The sequence below is a fragment of the Chryseobacterium carnipullorum genome (genome assembly GCF_900142785.1).
GTDB lineage: Bacteria > Bacteroidota > Bacteroidia > Flavobacteriales > Weeksellaceae > Chryseobacterium > Chryseobacterium carnipullorum.
In genome coordinates this window covers 1-15,973 of the sequence record NZ_FRCD01000002.1, presented here as the reverse complement: position 1 = coordinate 15,973, position 15,973 = coordinate 1, and the positions used below count along the sequence as shown (strand labels likewise).

The following is a 15,973-nucleotide window of genomic DNA, read 5'->3' as shown; positions in this document are numbered from 1 at the left end:
TTAAGAAACATTGGCAGTTTCAAATATCGAGAAGTAACAAAACAACTCCAATTAACTACATATCAACAATATACACTAACTAAACTAATCATTCTATTTGTATTGTGAATACATTTGCTGTTAACTTTATTTTAAGTTTACATTATTCAATTTTCAGAAGTCAAAAGACTGATCTATTTTATACTGTAATAAATAAGAGAGTTCATTTTTCTTTTTTTACATTTGCTGAAAATCCGGTTTACACTGAGACACTTGGTAAAGAGGAGCTCAGCAGCGTCCGGAATACAAATTAAAAAGTCTAAAAAATTATAAACAATTCAATGACTATTATCATCACTGGAACCTCATCAGGAATAGGTTTTGTACTGGCTGAATATTTTGGAAAGAAAGGTCATCACGTATACGGTTTAAGCCGAAAACATACAGAAAGTCAATATTTCAGGTCTATTCCTACGGATGTTACCGATAACACCGCGGTTCTGAATGCCATCGCTGAAGTTTTAAAAACAGAATCGAGGATTGATGTTCTGATCAACAATGCCGGAATGGGAATGGTGGGAGCAGTGGAAGATTCTACCAAGGAAGATATTTTAAAACTGTTCAACCTGAATCTTGTTGGATCTGTTCAGATGATGAGCGCCGTTCTTCCGAAAATGCGTGAAAATAAATTCGGAAAGATCATCAATATTTCAAGTATCGGAAGTGAAATGGGACTTCCGTTCCGTGGCTTTTATTCTGCGTCGAAATCTGCATTAGATAAAGTGACTGAAGCGATGAGGTATGAAGTATACCCATGGAATATTGACGTCTGCTCGCTGCATCTGGGCGATATCAAAACAAATATTGCAGAGAACCGTGTGAAAACACAAGTGTCTGAACCGTACAAAAATGTATTCGATAAGGTGTATGCTTTGATGAACTCACATGTAGGCGACGGAACTGAGCCTCTTGAAGTAGCAACTTATGTTGAAAATCTTTTGAATAAAAATAAATGGAAGGCCCATTATTATTTTGGTAAATTCGGACAAAAGATCGGAGTTCCGTTGAAATGGATTCTTCCACAGGGAACGTATGAGAATTTAATGAAAAAGTATAATAAACTGGACTAAATTCAGTTATTTTAAAAAAATTATTTAATCTGGGTTTGAACCATTAAGATTATTTGGTAAGCTTTGCTTTCTATAGCTTTAATATCTGTTATGGTTTAAATAAATTGAGCATTGAAATTATTTCTAAAAATATTTTTTATCCTGTTCTGCGTTTTTGTACAAGCGCAGAAGAAACAGTATTGGCTCATTGACACGGAAACGAATGTCAGAAAAAAAGTAAAAGATTCTGTTTCTGCGGTGAAATATCTGGATTCTTTATCTCAAAGCAATTATTTCTTTACGAAGCTGAAGGATGTAAAAATGAAGGGTGACAGTACAGAAATTTTCTACGACAAAGGAAAAAACTTTAACGAAACCTACGTGGAACTTTCTGATTCCATCAGACAGAGACTGAAAATTCAGAAAGACTTTTTTACTAAAAATTTAGATTCAACAAAGAAAAGCATCAACAAACGGTATATCGATGACGGCTATTCTTTCAGCCGTCTTAAATCGAAATATAAAGGTCAGAAAAATGGGTATCCTGTTATAGAACTGGATATCAACAAAAATGATAAAAGGAAGATTGATGGTTTTGTAGTTAAAGGTTATGAGAGAGTCCCGAAAAGATTTATGAAAAATCTGGAAAAGGAATTCAAGGGAAAGAACTACGACGACAAAAACCTTTTAGCCATCAGTAAAAATTTCCAGAGCCACGCCTTTGTTACGCTGGAACGGCCTCCCCAAACATTATTCACCAAAGACTCCACGAGCATTTACCTGTTTATGGAAAAGAAGAAAACGAATACTTTTGATGGGGTAATTGGTTTCGGGAACGATAAAACGGAAAAATTTACGCTAAACGGAACCTTGAATGTGAATTTCAGGAATATGTTTAATGGTTTTGAAACAGTCAATCTGTACTGGCAGAGAAATCCGGATAAAGGCCAGACTTTTGACCTTCAGACTGATATTCCGTATCTGCTTAAATCCAATGTCGGAATGAATCTGAAAGTCAATATTTTCAGACAGGATTCTACGTTTGCCAATGTAAAATTCCTTCCGGCTTTCTACTATCACATCAATAACAGAAATAAAATCGGACTTAGGGGAACCCTTGAATCTTCCAGTATTATTGATACTTTATATGTTCAGGGAAAAGATTATAATAAAAAGGGACTCGGGATCTGGTTTGAAATGACAGAACCTACAGATATTGATCTTTTTCTTTACAAAACAAGGATCAATGCAGGGTATGACTACCTGACAACGACTTATACTAAAGACAATATCAAAGCGACCCAAAACCAGTTTTACTTTTTTGGGGAACACAATTATCATATTTCCGGTAATCACTTTCTGAATATAAAAGCTGAAGGTGCCATGATGGATTCCAAGGTAGAGTTCTCTGCGAATGAATTATACCGGTTCGGGGGTTGGAATTCCATGAGGGGTTTCAATGAGAAATCGCTTGCCGCCGATTTTTATTATTATGCTGGATTAGAATACCGGTACCTGATTGGCAATCAGGCATTTTTTGATTTCTTTGGTCAATATGGTCAGCTCAATAATAAATCTTTAAATGTCAAGCCAAAACTCTACAGTGTCGGGCTCGGATTTAACTTTTTTATCCCGATCGGGCTGATGAGTTTCCAGCTTTCCAATGGTAATGAATTTGGAAATCCTTTTAAATTTAATGACATCAAAATTCACTGGGGAATCCTGAGCAGATTCTAAGGAATCTTATTATTCATTCCTGTTTTTCCACTTCTTCTTCAAAACAATAGATCGTATAATAAAGTCAAATATTAGAATATCTTCTCTTTTTTAGCTTTATGATAATGTTAAATATTGATGTTAAAAAATATTAAAATCGTATTTTTCTTTTAATACCACATTAAAATTCTGGTAACAGTACACCGCTAAATTTGTCCTCAAAAAAAATGAAGAAGACTTTAGCTACTTTTGCTGTTTTTTTACTCCCCCTTTACCTTACTGCCCAAGAAATCAACATTTCCGGAAATGTAAAATCCGAGAATGGCTCCATCGTATCCGGAGTCAGTATTACCGACAAAAATACCGGAAAAACTACTTTAACTGATGAAAGCGGTAATTTTACGATTTCAGCCAATCCAAAAGATATCCTTGAGTTTTATGCACCTGATTTTTCCCTGTACACGGTGGAAGTTTCTTCTAAAAGACAATACACTATTGTTTTGACTAAAGCCAATGAAAAACAGATTGAAGGTGTTGTGATCACAGCTTTGGGAATCGCCAAAAAGAAAGAAAAAATAGGATATTCTACCCAGGAAGTAGGAACAAAACAATTTGAAACCATCACTACACCAAGTATTGGAAATTTATTTTCCGGACAAGTTGCCGGTCTGAATGTTTCCAATCCTACAGGAATGCAGCAGGCTCCGCAATTTACCTTAAGAGGAAACTCCAATCTGGTTTTTGTCATTGACGGGGTGATTGTAGAGAAAGAAGTGTTTCAAAATCTGGATCCTAACAATATTGCCAACATCAATGTTTTGAAAGGAGCTACAGCTTCTGCTCTTTATGGTTCACGAGGAAGATACGGAGCGGTTCTGATTACCACAAAAAGTGCTAAAAAGAATGGTTTCTCCGTAGAATTTTCACAAAATACCATGGTGACCACAGGATTTACCAATCTTCCGAAAACCCAAACCGAATACGGGAACGGATCACACGGAAAGTACGAATTCTGGGATGGAGCCGATGGTGGTGTGAACGACGGAGATATGATCTGGGGACCAAAATTTGTTCCGGGACTGAAAGTAGCCCAATGGAACAGCCCGATCAGGGATAAATTGACAGGACAGGTCATTCCGTGGTATGGTGCAGTATCAGGAACTCAGTATAATGATAAATCAAGATATGAAAGAGTTCCGATCGACTGGAGATATCACGATAATTTAGATACCTTCCTGAAGCCTGCCCTGATCAATAATAACAGTTTTGCCGTAAGCTATAAAAACAACAAAGATATCTACAGACTTTCCGGAAATTTCATGAACTACGATGACAGAGTTCCGGATTCTTATCTGCAGCGTTACGGCATCAATTTCTCCTCCGAAAATCATTTGGGAGAAAAACTGACGTTTGACACCAAATTTAATTTCACTCAAACCTTTACGCCCAATATTCCCAACTACGACTATAATCCAAGCGGGCATATGTACACCATCCTCATCTGGATGGGTGCAGACGTAGACGGGAGAGATCTTAAAAATCATAAGTGGATTCCAGGAAGAGAAGGAATTGCTCAGGCCAACTGGAATTATGCATGGTACAACAATCCTTGGTTCGGATCTGAATATTATAAGAATAAAAACAGAACCAATGTGATCAACGCACAAACCGGTCTGGAATATAAAGCAACTGAAGATTTCTCTGTAAAAGGTAAGATATCCATGGTTGAAAATCACAACAAGCAGGAAATTTTAAGTCCGTATTCCTATTTCAACTACAGTGCTCCAAGGAGTGGCGGATATCTTCTGAATGATTCCAAAACATGGAACCTGAACTCTGATGTATTAGCAACCTACAAGAAAAAATTCTCTGACAATTTTGACTTCACAATCAACGCAGGAGGATCTGCATTTTATTATAAAAACAATATAGACAACGCATCAACTGACGGGCTGAAAATCCCGGAACTCTATTCATTAGAAAATTCTACAGGCGCTGTAAAATATTATGACTATCTGAAAGAAAAACTAATTTACAGTGCGTATTCAACAATCGATATCGGATTGTATGATGCGTTTTTCATCAATATCTCAGGACGTAATGACTGGTCTTCCACACTTCCGAAAGCCAACAGGTCTTATTTCTACCCTTCTGCATCAGTAAGTGCGGTGATCTCTAATTTAGTAAAAATGCCTGAAGCGATTAATCTTTTAAAGCTTTCAGCTTCCTGGGCTAAAGTGGCATATGATTTCAAACCTTATTCGATAAGAAATTATTATCTGAACAATAAGGGAGCAACATTCAACGGGAATCCTATGTTCAATTACCCTACGATCCTGAATGTTGAAAACTCATTAAAACCAGAACAAACTAATTCTTATGAATTGGGATTAAGCGCAGGATTGTTTAAGAACAGACTGACATTAGATGTTACGTATTTCAGAACATTAGATTATAATAATATTCTTGAATTTCCGGCAGCTCCATCATCCGGTTTTACGTCTCAATATGTGAACGGAAACGAGTACACGACCAAAGGTTTGGAAATCTCCCTGGGATTGGTTCCTCTAAAAACAGCTGATTTTACATGGAGGTCTTTAATTAACTGGAGCACCTATGAACAAAAACTGACCTCAATCTATGATCATATGCCGAACTATAATAATATCAAGCTTGGTGAAAGAATGGACAGTTTCTATGATTATACGTGGAAGAAATCACCGGATGGAAAAGTGATCCTGGACGCTAAAACAGGAATGCCGACAAGAGCAGATGCCCCAAGTAATCTGGGCCATTTTAATCCGGACTGGACTTTCGGTTTCAACAATACATTTAAGTATAAAAAATTCACTCTGAATATCGGAATAGACGGAAGCATCGGTGGTGTGATGAGATCTCAGGTGGTGGAAAAAATGTGGTGGGGCGGAAAACATCCGAACTCTACAGCCTACAGAGATCTTGAATATGCGAATCCGGGAACATATTATTTCGTACCGGACGGGGTTAATTACAATGCCACCACAGGAATGTACACTCCGCACACAAAACCGATCAGCTTTCAGGACTGGGCACAGAATTATCCTTATCAGGCAAGGGTAACGGAAGACGAGAGTGAGTTATTTGCGAATGTTTTCGACAGAACTTTTGTCAAACTGCGATCTGTTGTGCTGGAATACGACTTCTCTTATCTCCTGAATCCTAAAGGAATGATTAAAAATTTCACGGCCAATATTTCTGCTTATAACCTGGCTATGTGGAAAAAATCCAAAAACCTGTATTCTGATCCTGATTACCAGATCGGCACAAAAGACGTGAACGACATCCAGGACCCTTCCAGCAGATGGATCGGAGTCGGATTTAATCTTAAATTTTAATTAATAAGTATCCTGAACAATGAAAAACAATATCAATAGTATAGCGAAATCGCAGAATAGTACAATAGCAAAACGATTCAGAGTATCCAGTATCATATCAGCTGCTTTTGCAGGACTGCTGATGCTGGCTTCCTGTGAAACCGATCTTGACAAGATCAATGAAAACCCTAATGATCAGGCCAGCGTAGATCCTAAAGTTCTTTTAACTTATGTTTCAAAAAATGCTTTCCAGGTGAATGGTGACAATATGTATGCTTCCAGAATGATGATAGGAACAGATGGTGAAAACGTTTATCAGTATATGAAATGGAATAATGCCTCTTTCGATGCCTACACTACCGGGCTTTTGAATACGGGAAAAATGATGCAGGAAGCCGAGAAGATCAATAATAAAAATTATGTGGCTATCGGTAAGTTCTACAGAGCGTATTATTTCTTTAATTTAAGTTTAAAATTCGGAAGCATTCCTTACACAGAAGCTGTAAAAGGTGAATCAGGAATTACCCAGCCAAAATATGATAGCCAGGAAACTGTAATGGCCGGAATTTTATCTGAACTGAAAGAAGCCAATGATCTTATTAATACCAATGATAAAATTGAAGGCGATATTATCTATAATGGCGATGCTTCAAAATGGAAAAAGCTGATCAATTCTTTCCGTCTGAAAATTTTAATGACCATGTCTAAAAAAACGACATTGGGAAGCTATAATGTCGCAACGGAATTTGCATCTATAGCAAACAGTCAGACTTTAATGACTTCTATTTCGGATAACGGAGAACTTAAATTCGTTGATGCAGCAGACAGCAGATATACGATGTTCAACAGCAGTGGTTACGGGTCAAGTTTATACATGGCAGATTATTTTATCAATTTGTTTAAGCTGAGACAGGATCCGCGTCTGTTTACTTTTGCAGCACAAACTACAGGAGCCAAAGAAGCGGGAAAACCCGTTACAGATTTCACTGGATACAACGGAGGAGATCCTAATTCTTCTTATTCTGACAATGCGACTCTGATCACTGCAAAAAATATTTCTAAAGTAAATGACCGTTTCTACAAAGATGCAACCAATGAACCTTCTTCCGTATTAAGCTATTCAGAGCTTGAATTTATCCTGGCAGAAGCTGCGGCAAGAGGATGGATCTCAGGATCCGCGAAGACCCATTATGATCATGCGATTAAAGCAAGTTTCACTTTTTACCAGACGTATGTAAAAAATCCGGGACAGTATTTTTCAGGATTTGATGTGAATCAATATCTGGCGTCCCCGCTGGTGATTTACAGTGATTCAGATTTGCCAGACGTGTGCTTAGAAAAAATTATGACTCAAAAATATATGACGATGTTTCATCAGAGCCAATGGACGTCTTATTATGATTATCTAAGAACAGGATTCCCTAAATATCCTCTTAAAGATGGAGTTCCAGCCCCGTTCAGATTCAGATATCCACAGGCTGAGTACAACTATAACAGTACTAACCTAAAGGCCGCACTTGCTGCTCAGTACGGAGGAAATGACAATATCAATTCCAAACCATGGTGGCTTCAGTAGGAAACTAATTATTATATAAAAACAGATAAACTGCAGGAAAATCCAATTAACTTGCGGTTTATTTCTTATTTTGATTGAACATGAACAGAAGAGAATTTTTAGAAAAATCAAGCCTTTTGATGGCCGGACTGGGAACTTCAAGTATTCTTCATCCAGCCATTTTAAAAGCACTGGCAATAGAACCTGCAGCACTTTCCACTTTTTATGACGCAGAACATGTGGTGATCCTGATGCAGGAAAACCGTTCTTTTGATCATGCGTTCGGGGCTTTAAAAGGAGTAAGAGGCTTTTTGGACAAAAGAGCTTTCATCAAACAGGACGGGCATTCGGTTTTCTTTCAAAAAGGTGATTCCGGAAAATATGCCTCGCCTGCCAGATTGGATCTCAGAAATACCAAATCTACGTGGATGAGCTCTTTGCCACATTCATGGTCCGACCAGCAAAAAGCTTTAAATAAAGGAAAATATGATCAGTGGCTTCAGTTTAAAGCTTCCGGAAATAAGGATTATAAAAATATCCCGCTTACTTTAGGATATTATAACCGCGAAGATCTTCCTTTTTATTATCAGCTGGCGGATGCATTTACAATATTTGATCAGTATTTCTGCTCTTCACTTACGGGAACCACTCCCAACAGACTTTTCCATTGGTCAGGAACCCTCAGGGAGCAGCAAAACGGGAAAGTAAAAGCGAATGTTTACAATGAAAATATTGACTACGATAAAGCAAGACAGGCCCACTGGAAAAGTTTTCCTGAAATTTTAGAGGAACAGAATGTTTCGTGGAGAATTTATCAGAATGAAATCAGCCTTCCGAAAGGAATGTCTGGCGAGCAGGAAGCCTGGCTGAGTAATTTTACGGATAATCCAATTGAATGGTTCTCAAAATTCAATGTCAAATTTTCAAAAGGTTACCATGAAAATATTCCAAAGATCATTGCTTACCTGAAAGAAGAGCTGGCAAAAAAACCTGATCAGAAAAAAAGATTTGAAACATTGATTGCTGAACTTGAAGAAGATCAGATACGATATGCTCCCGAAAATTATGCTCAACTTTCGCAGCAGGAAAAAAATCTCCATGAAAAAGCATTCACTACCAATTCCAATGATCCCGACTACTGGAACCTGGAAATTGGAAAAGATGAAAACGGAGAAAGACTGGTCGTGCCGAAAGGAGATGTGCTGTTTCAGTTCCGGAAAGATGTGGAAGAACAAAAACTTCCGCTGGTTTCGTGGTTGGTGGCTCCTGAACATTTTTCTGACCATCCGGGATCGCCATGGTATGGAGCATGGTATATTTCAGAAGTTCTGAATATCCTGACCAAAGATCCGGAGACCTGGAAAAAAACTATTTTTATTATCAATTACGATGAAAATGATGGCTATTTTGACCATGTTCTTCCATTTGCACCACCAGTTAATCCAAGTCAGCCCGTTGATCTGAACGGTAAAGAAGGCGCGGAATATGTAGATCAATCTCAGGAATATATGTCTGCCCTTCCATTGAAAGATTATGAAAGAATAGAAGGTACCGTAGGTCTTGGCTACAGAGTTCCGATGATCATTGCATCCCCCTGGACGAAAGGAGGTTTTGTGAATTCTGAAGTCTCTGACCATACTTCCGTACTGCAGTTCCTTGAGAAATTTATACAGAAAAAGTATAAGAAAGACGTTACAGTTGACAATATCAGTGACTGGAGAAGGGCGGTGTGTGGAGATCTGACTTCAGCTTTTAATTCTTCCAGTAGGAAGGCTCCGCAAATGAATTATCTTGATCAGAAAGAATATACGAAAACCATTAATGCTGCTAAAAGTAAACCCGTGCCTGATTTGAAATGGTATACTGAAAACGAAATCAAAGAGAGCCTTCTTGAAATGCAGGAAAGAGGAACCAAACCGTCCAATGCTCTTCCGTACCATTTCCATGTCAACCTAGAAAATGGAAAAATTAAAATGAAGAATTTAAAAGAATGCGGTGTTCCTTTGTTACTCTATGACAGAACACAATTGGACAGCAGCAATTATCATTTTTCATATGCCTTGTATTCCAGACAGGAGCTTTCCCATCCCATGAATCCCAGAAAATATGATTATGAAGTTTTCGGGCCTAATGGTTTCTTCCGAAAATTTAGCGGAAGCAATACTCCTGAAATAGAGATCGAGTTCAACAATAATGGTTTAAAAAATGAAGCAGAATTAATCTTCAAAAAAGGAAAGGGAAATACTTCCGTGACCATAGAAAATCTGTATGAAAAAAGTAAAAAGACATTTTCAATACATCAAACGGAGGAAAAAATAACGATGGATCTCAGCAAAAACAAAGGTTGGTATGACCTAAAAGTGCTATATGGAGATCATATCTGGCATTTTGCAGGAAGGATAGAAACCGGAAAAGTATCTATTTCAGACCCACACTGGGCGTAGACCAATAAACAGCAGCAGACCAAAGCCTTACACGAAAACGTAAGGCTTTTGTTATGATTACAGGCATATCCTTTTATTGTGATTTTATATAATTTACATATAAAAATTCATATAAATAAAGAAATACTATAAAGAAATAAATAACAATAATTAAAAATCGTAATTTTATTTTCATACTTTACTAATTTTTATTAAATTCACCTAACTAATTAACAAAATATCATGAAAAAATTAAACGTAAGCCTTGCCGTATGCTTTTTTACCTGTGCATTTGCAGGTACTTTACAAGCACAAGACACCAATACTGACAATCACACCATTACAATTTCTATCCCTGAAGTTGCATTAGTAGACATTGAACCTGCTGCGACAAAGAATATCACTTTGGGATTTACAGCACCTACAGAAGTCGGAAATCCTGTTACCGCGAGTGCTTCTAACAATACACTATGGCTGAATTATTCATCGATCAAATCTGTAGCAGATCCTACCCGTAATGTATCTGTAAAGGTAAATGCCCTTATTCCCGGAATTGACATTCACGTAACGGCCGCAGCTGCTACCGGAAGTGGTGGCGGAACCTTAGGAACACCGGCCGCCCAGATTACTTTGAGTGCTGCGGACCAAACCATCATTTCAGGGATCGGAAGTGCTTTTACAGGAAACGGAGCCAATAACGGACACAATCTTACCTATGCTCTGGCAGCAGGAAGCGGACCTGGAGGAGTAGCTGTGTATGCGGATTTACAGGCAACAGCGACTACGGTAGCTACAGTGACGTATACGATTTCAGACAACTAGTACCGTCTCAGTTTTACAACAAAACAAGAAGAAACCTCCCGTAAGTTTCTTCGAGGTTTCATATTGCCCATGATTTAATTCCAAACTTTACATGATGATGATAAAGCGTGTTCTATTTTTGATGTTTTTGATGCTGCAGTTAAGCTTCCTCCATGCAGGTATTGTCGTACTCAACGGTCTTACCCATAACTACAAAGTAGAAAACGGCAAGGTGTACAAAGGAAAAATTGCTATTGAAAATACCGGTAGCAAGCCGCAAAACGTAAAAATATTTTTACAGGACTTTGCTTACCTCGCAGATGGTTCTATAAGTTATACATCCATTCGCACCAATAACAGAACCAATGGTGACTGGATCAAACTTAATACGAACCTGATTACCCTCAAGGGAAAGGAAAAAACTGAAGTATTCTACGAAATTTCTGTTCCCGATCAGTCTGTAAATCCCGGAAGTTATTGGAGTGTAATCATTGTTGAACCTGTTGAAGATATAAAACCCAGTGACGATAAAGCTGGCGTCAACATCACCTCTGTAGTGCGCTATGCAATTCAGGTGATTACTGATTATGAAACAGAAAAAGCTAAACCAGATCTTAAATTTGAAAGTGTAAAAATTGAAAAAGAAGAGGGAAAACAGATCGCTAAGATAGCGATTGCCAACCATGGCAATCTGTACTGTAAACCCACAGCGTCTATAGAAATCTACAACCGGAAAACCGGGGAGAAACTCGGAAGTTACACGAGCACTGCAATGGGATTGTTACCACAGACCTCCAAATCATTTCATATTGATATCAGCAAAGTTCCGCCAGCTCAATACAAAGCTGTCATCATAGCTACCGATGAAGACGAAAATGCCTTTGCGCTCAATGTGGAATTAGAAGTAAAGAATGATTAAAACTTGGATTTTATATATTGTCCTATTATCACTATTCCCGGTACTTATTTTTTCACAGCAGCAGCCAGGTCAATTGGCCAGTAAAAAAGATAGTCTAATGCCGGGAATGTCTACTTCTATTTCTTTTTCACTAGAAAACCCTTCAGCAGAGGACAAGATATATGATGTTACAATTACTGCATCAAGTTCATTTGTCAAACCTATTTTAGCAAAAGCAGAATTTAAGATAGCTGCGCAAGAAAAAACAGTTTATATCGTTCCGATCCGTATTGCTGCAGAAACATCGCAAGGTGTTTATTCTGTCATCCTTCATGGAACAGATCGGTCTGACGGAAGTCGTTTTATAAAAACTTCGCAGATCACGATTTCCGGAAGCAGGAAACTTAGTCTCACTGCATTAGATTCACCGGAGTTTATAAGAGCTGGGGAAACAATCCGGGCATCGTTTCTTTTAAAAAATAATGGGAATGTTACCGAAAAACTGATTGTAGAGAGTAAGAATGCGGTTGTAGATCAAGAGACTTCTATCACATTGACCCCGAACGAATCAAAGGTAATAGGTATTTATAAAGTTACTAATGCTGAACTTGGACAAAATGAATTTCAAAATCTTAATCTATCTGTTTATTCACCGGACAATCCAAAAGAGAATTACACGGCCTATATAAGTACTAAAGTTATTTCGGTAAAACCTGTGGAAGACGATATCTATCACAGGCTTCCGGTTTCAGCTTCCATCTCGTTTATAGGAATGCAAAATAGGGGAATCTACCAGAATGGATTTCAGGGAGAGATATATGGTAAGGGAACTCTGGACAAGGAGAATAAAAACCAGATCGAATTCCATGCGGTATCAGCTAATCCGGTTGAATTCAACTCATTTACGCAGTATGAAGAGTATTTTATTAATTATAAAAGAGATAATGTCTTCGTGCATCTGGGTGATAAAACGTATTCAGCTTCTTACCTCACTGAATTTGCAAGATATGGCCGGGGTGCAGAAGTTCGTTACGATTTCAAAAGGTTCAGTGTAGGTGGATTTTATAACCATCCGCGTTTTTTCCGGGATATTAAAGATGAGTTTAATGTATATTCAACATTCAAAATCCGTAAAGAGTCAGAGATTACGGCAGGATATCTTTATAAAACACCAAGAACCGGGGAAATGAATTTCGGAAATATCAGATTGGACTCTGAAGCTCACCTTCCCTACACTGCGGGAAAATTCAAGATCTCAAAAAATATCGTCGTTTCCGGAGAGGCTGCTTACAGTAAGACCGAACAGATGGAAGGTACAGCTTATATGGCACAGGCTCAAGCTACTTTTGAGAGATTTAACGGAAATCTTATGTATATGAGAGCGAGTCCCAAATTTGCAGGCTATTTTACGAATACAAGCACATTTAACGGAAATATTCAATACAAAATTTCTAAAAAGCTGAATGTATTTGGAAATTACACCCAGGATGCCAGAAATTTTCAGAGGGATACGCTATTCTATGCTGCGCCCTATAGAAGATTTCTACAATATGGCATACAGTACAAGTATATTTCCACGGGTTCAATTACCTTATATAATGGCTTTCAAAAATACCAGGACCGTCTGGAGCCGAAACAGTTCGATTATTATGAGCAGTATTTTAAAGTGAGTGTCGATCAGCAGATAGGGCAGTTTCTTGTTAATGTACAGGGACAATTTGGAAAAACCAATAATTACCTGAGCGGATTTAATGGCAATTCGAGTTTCTATACCACCAATATATCTTTTGAAAAATTTAAAACTTCTTTCAGCATTTATGCAAGCTACGCTATTACTTCAAGGTACCAAATGCAGAATGAAAAGCAGGTTTATTATGGGGCTAGGATCTTCAGCAGGTTTTCTGACAAGACAAGCCTGAGTTTATTTTATCAGAATAATTATATGCCTGAGGAATATTTCAGGGATCGCAATCTATTTGAAGTGCTATATCATCAACAGTTATTTCGAGGCAGTGAACTGGATGTTTCTGGCAGATACTCATTGCAACGTGGTGAGCTGGGCAATAAAGATTTCATATTTTCATTACGCTATACGCTTCGCCTTAATGTACCTGTCCAGAAAACAGCAGAATACACTTCCCTATCAGGAAACATCAGTAATCTGGGCGTAAAAAAAACAGAAGGGATTAAACTCATGCTCGGAAATCATTTATCTATTACAGACAAAGACGGAAATTATCAATTCAAAAATGTTGTTCCAGGAGAATATTTTCTTGAAATAGACCGATCCACCGCTGATATTAATGATATAACAAATGTTTCTTTACCGGCCACTTTACATCTAGATGCTAAAGAGAATATTTTCAATTTTGGATTAACTACGGCATCAACAATCAAGGGAAATATCCATCTTTCTGAAAATGATGGCAAAGACGAATACAGTTTCGCTCAATATCAGCCTACAAAAGTAAAGAACAAAAGACAAAGTATCATTGTAGAAGCTTCCAATGGTGAGCAGACCTACAGAAAAATTGCATTTATCGGAGAAAACTTTGACTTCACTTATCTGCGTCCCGGAGAATGGAAAGTTAAGCTTTACAGAAATGGTTTAGACAAGAGGTATAAAATAGCTGCAGACTCTTTTCAGTACAGCCTTAAACCGTCACAAACCCAGAACATATCCATTCATATTGTAAAACAGCAGAGTGAAATTAAATACCAGCAGGAAATGATCAAAGTAGGGTACAACGATGTAAAAAAGAAAAAATGAAACTGAAAGAAAATATAATTTATCTAATTTTTTGCCTGATGTCATGCACGGTATTCTCCCAAAGTACTATTGCCTTGACCCTACCCGTTGTCACTTTATTAGATATTGAACCCACAGGCACTTTTACTCTAAATTTTACAGCACCTACTGAAGCTGGCCAAGCTTTGACAGCTCCAGCTGCCAATACCACAAAATGGATTAATTATACTTCAGCAATTGCTTCGGGAGGACTTACCAGAAGAATTACAGCTTCGATCAATCAGCTTGTTCCTGGTATCAGCATAAGAGTGCAGGCTGCTGCTGCGTCGGGATCTGGTGGTGGCACATTAGGAACATCCGCCGGGCAGGTTACTCTTTCTACCACAGCTACAAATATTATTACAGGCATTGGCGGTGCATTTACCGGAAATGGAGCTAATAATGGTCACAGACTAACAATCAGCGTTGCAGTGAACACTTATGCCAATCTTTCAGCGCTAACTAACTCACCTATTGTTATCACCTACACTATTACCGAATAAATGAAAAGAGAAACCCAACATACTCACTTTACTACTATTCAATATAAAAGATCTTCTATACAGTATATCGTTCTTATTATTGTATTGATATTCAGCTTTCAGAGCAAAGCTCAAACCGTAACGGTTCCGGTTACCAACTGGAACGCCAGCATTCCGGCTATTACAGAAGCAGGAAATAATTATGACGGGACCTATGCAAGTCCCACTAACCAGGCTAGTATTAACGTGGGCCTACCGGCACTGCTTGGAAGTGTAAAAGTATATGTGCACTATGAAGCAAATCCTACATGGAACAGTGCTCTGGTTTTATCAGCCAAACGAACCAGCAACGGCTCTACCTTATGTGTAGGCTGTAGTATATCTGGAGGAACTGCTTATATCACGGTACCTTTAACAGCTGTCGAATTATTCCGAATATCAACTGTATTATCAGTTACTTCTTATACCGGGATTAATATACAGTACCAGGTAAGCGGAGTATCGGTAACGATTCCGGCAGCGACATATAATAGCAGGATCGTTTTTACGGTAAGTAACTAATTGTTCCGCGATAGATAGATAGATAGATAGATAGATAGATAGATAGATAGATAGATAGATAGATAGATAGATAGGCCATTTGCGCTTATTGCTTATCAAAGATAAATGATGAATGATTTGTGGCGGTGGTCTATTCCCTCTCTTATCTCTTATCTGTTGTCTCTTGTCTCTTGTCTGTTATCTATTATCTTTTCTCTTTGGGGTATATCACAAAAAAAAAGTCTCATACAAATAAATGTATGAGACTTTTAAATAAAAACTGGCGGCGGCCTACTCTCCCGCTTTCGCAGTACCATCGGCGCTGGTGG

10 protein-coding genes are annotated in these 15,973 nt (G+C 38.0%); all 10 read left to right on the top strand.

Features of this window, described 5'->3' with window-relative positions; all coding sequences use genetic code 11:
- The first annotated feature begins 320 nt into the window (after window positions 1-320).
- The 10 genes from BUC06_RS02250 (at window position 321) to BUC06_RS02205 (ending at window position 15,665) form a co-directional block, all read left to right on the top strand.
- Window positions 321-1,109, top strand: coding sequence for an SDR family oxidoreductase (locus tag BUC06_RS02250; protein WP_073329151.1), 789 nt, complete (start codon window positions 321-323; stop codon window positions 1,107-1,109).
- 111 nt (window positions 1,110-1,220) lie between these two features.
- The gene (locus BUC06_RS02245; RefSeq protein ID WP_073329148.1) at window positions 1,221-2,825 is read left to right on the top strand and encodes a BamA/TamA family outer membrane protein; all 1,605 of its coding nucleotides are present in this window, start codon (window positions 1,221-1,223) and stop codon (window positions 2,823-2,825) included.
- Window positions 2,826-3,031: 206 nt separating this feature from the next.
- On the top strand, window positions 3,032-6,178 hold the full coding sequence (locus BUC06_RS02240) for a SusC/RagA family TonB-linked outer membrane protein (protein ID WP_073329145.1): 3,147 nt from the start codon (window positions 3,032-3,034) through the stop codon (window positions 6,176-6,178).
- A gap of 19 nt (window positions 6,179-6,197) precedes the next feature.
- Window positions 6,198-7,733 (top strand): SusD/RagB family nutrient-binding outer membrane lipoprotein, encoded by a 1,536-nt coding sequence (locus tag BUC06_RS02235; RefSeq protein WP_073329143.1) that lies wholly within the window; start codon window positions 6,198-6,200, stop codon window positions 7,731-7,733.
- Between the two features lie 80 nt (window positions 7,734-7,813).
- Window positions 7,814-10,156, top strand: coding sequence for a phosphocholine-specific phospholipase C (locus BUC06_RS02230; RefSeq protein WP_073329140.1), 2,343 nt, complete (start codon window positions 7,814-7,816; stop codon window positions 10,154-10,156).
- 222 nt (window positions 10,157-10,378) lie between these two features.
- Complete coding sequence (locus BUC06_RS02225) at window positions 10,379-10,957, top strand: hypothetical protein (RefSeq protein WP_073329138.1); 579 nt, start codon at window positions 10,379-10,381, stop codon at window positions 10,955-10,957.
- 91 nt (window positions 10,958-11,048) lie between these two features.
- Complete coding sequence (locus BUC06_RS02220; protein WP_228423606.1) at window positions 11,049-11,855, top strand: WxL protein host-binding domain-containing protein; 807 nt, start codon at window positions 11,049-11,051, stop codon at window positions 11,853-11,855.
- Window positions 11,848-14,604, top strand: a complete 2,757-nt coding sequence (locus BUC06_RS02215) for a COG1470 family protein (protein ID WP_073329135.1) — start codon at window positions 11,848-11,850, stop codon at window positions 14,602-14,604. Before BUC06_RS02220 ends, BUC06_RS02215 begins: the two co-directional genes overlap by 8 nt.
- Window positions 14,605-14,642: 38 nt before the next feature.
- Entirely contained in the window at window positions 14,643-15,125 is a 483-nt protein-coding gene (locus BUC06_RS02210) for a hypothetical protein (protein WP_228423605.1), read from the top strand.
- Window positions 15,126-15,665, top strand: a complete 540-nt coding sequence (locus BUC06_RS02205; RefSeq protein ID WP_083563897.1) for a hypothetical protein — start codon at window positions 15,126-15,128, stop codon at window positions 15,663-15,665.
- The last annotated feature ends 308 nt before the right edge of the window (window positions 15,666-15,973 follow it).

Coding starts and splice junctions, on each gene's coding strand:
- BUC06_RS02215 (WP_073329135.1), top strand. CDS start 11,848: ATGATTAAAACTTGGATTTTATATATTGTCCTATTATCACTATTCCCG.
- BUC06_RS02240 (WP_073329145.1), top strand. CDS start 3,032: ATGAAGAAGACTTTAGCTACTTTTGCTGTTTTTTTACTCCCCCTTTAC.
- BUC06_RS02250 (WP_073329151.1), top strand. CDS start 321: ATGACTATTATCATCACTGGAACCTCATCAGGAATAGGTTTTGTACTG.
- BUC06_RS02225 (WP_073329138.1), top strand. CDS start 10,379: ATGAAAAAATTAAACGTAAGCCTTGCCGTATGCTTTTTTACCTGTGCA.
- BUC06_RS02220 (WP_228423606.1), top strand. CDS start 11,049: ATGATGATGATAAAGCGTGTTCTATTTTTGATGTTTTTGATGCTGCAG.
- BUC06_RS02230 (WP_073329140.1), top strand. CDS start 7,814: ATGAACAGAAGAGAATTTTTAGAAAAATCAAGCCTTTTGATGGCCGGA.
- BUC06_RS02235 (WP_073329143.1), top strand. CDS start 6,198: ATGAAAAACAATATCAATAGTATAGCGAAATCGCAGAATAGTACAATA.
- BUC06_RS02205 (WP_083563897.1), top strand. CDS start 15,126: ATGAAAAGAGAAACCCAACATACTCACTTTACTACTATTCAATATAAA.
- BUC06_RS02210 (WP_228423605.1), top strand. CDS start 14,643: ATGTCATGCACGGTATTCTCCCAAAGTACTATTGCCTTGACCCTACCC.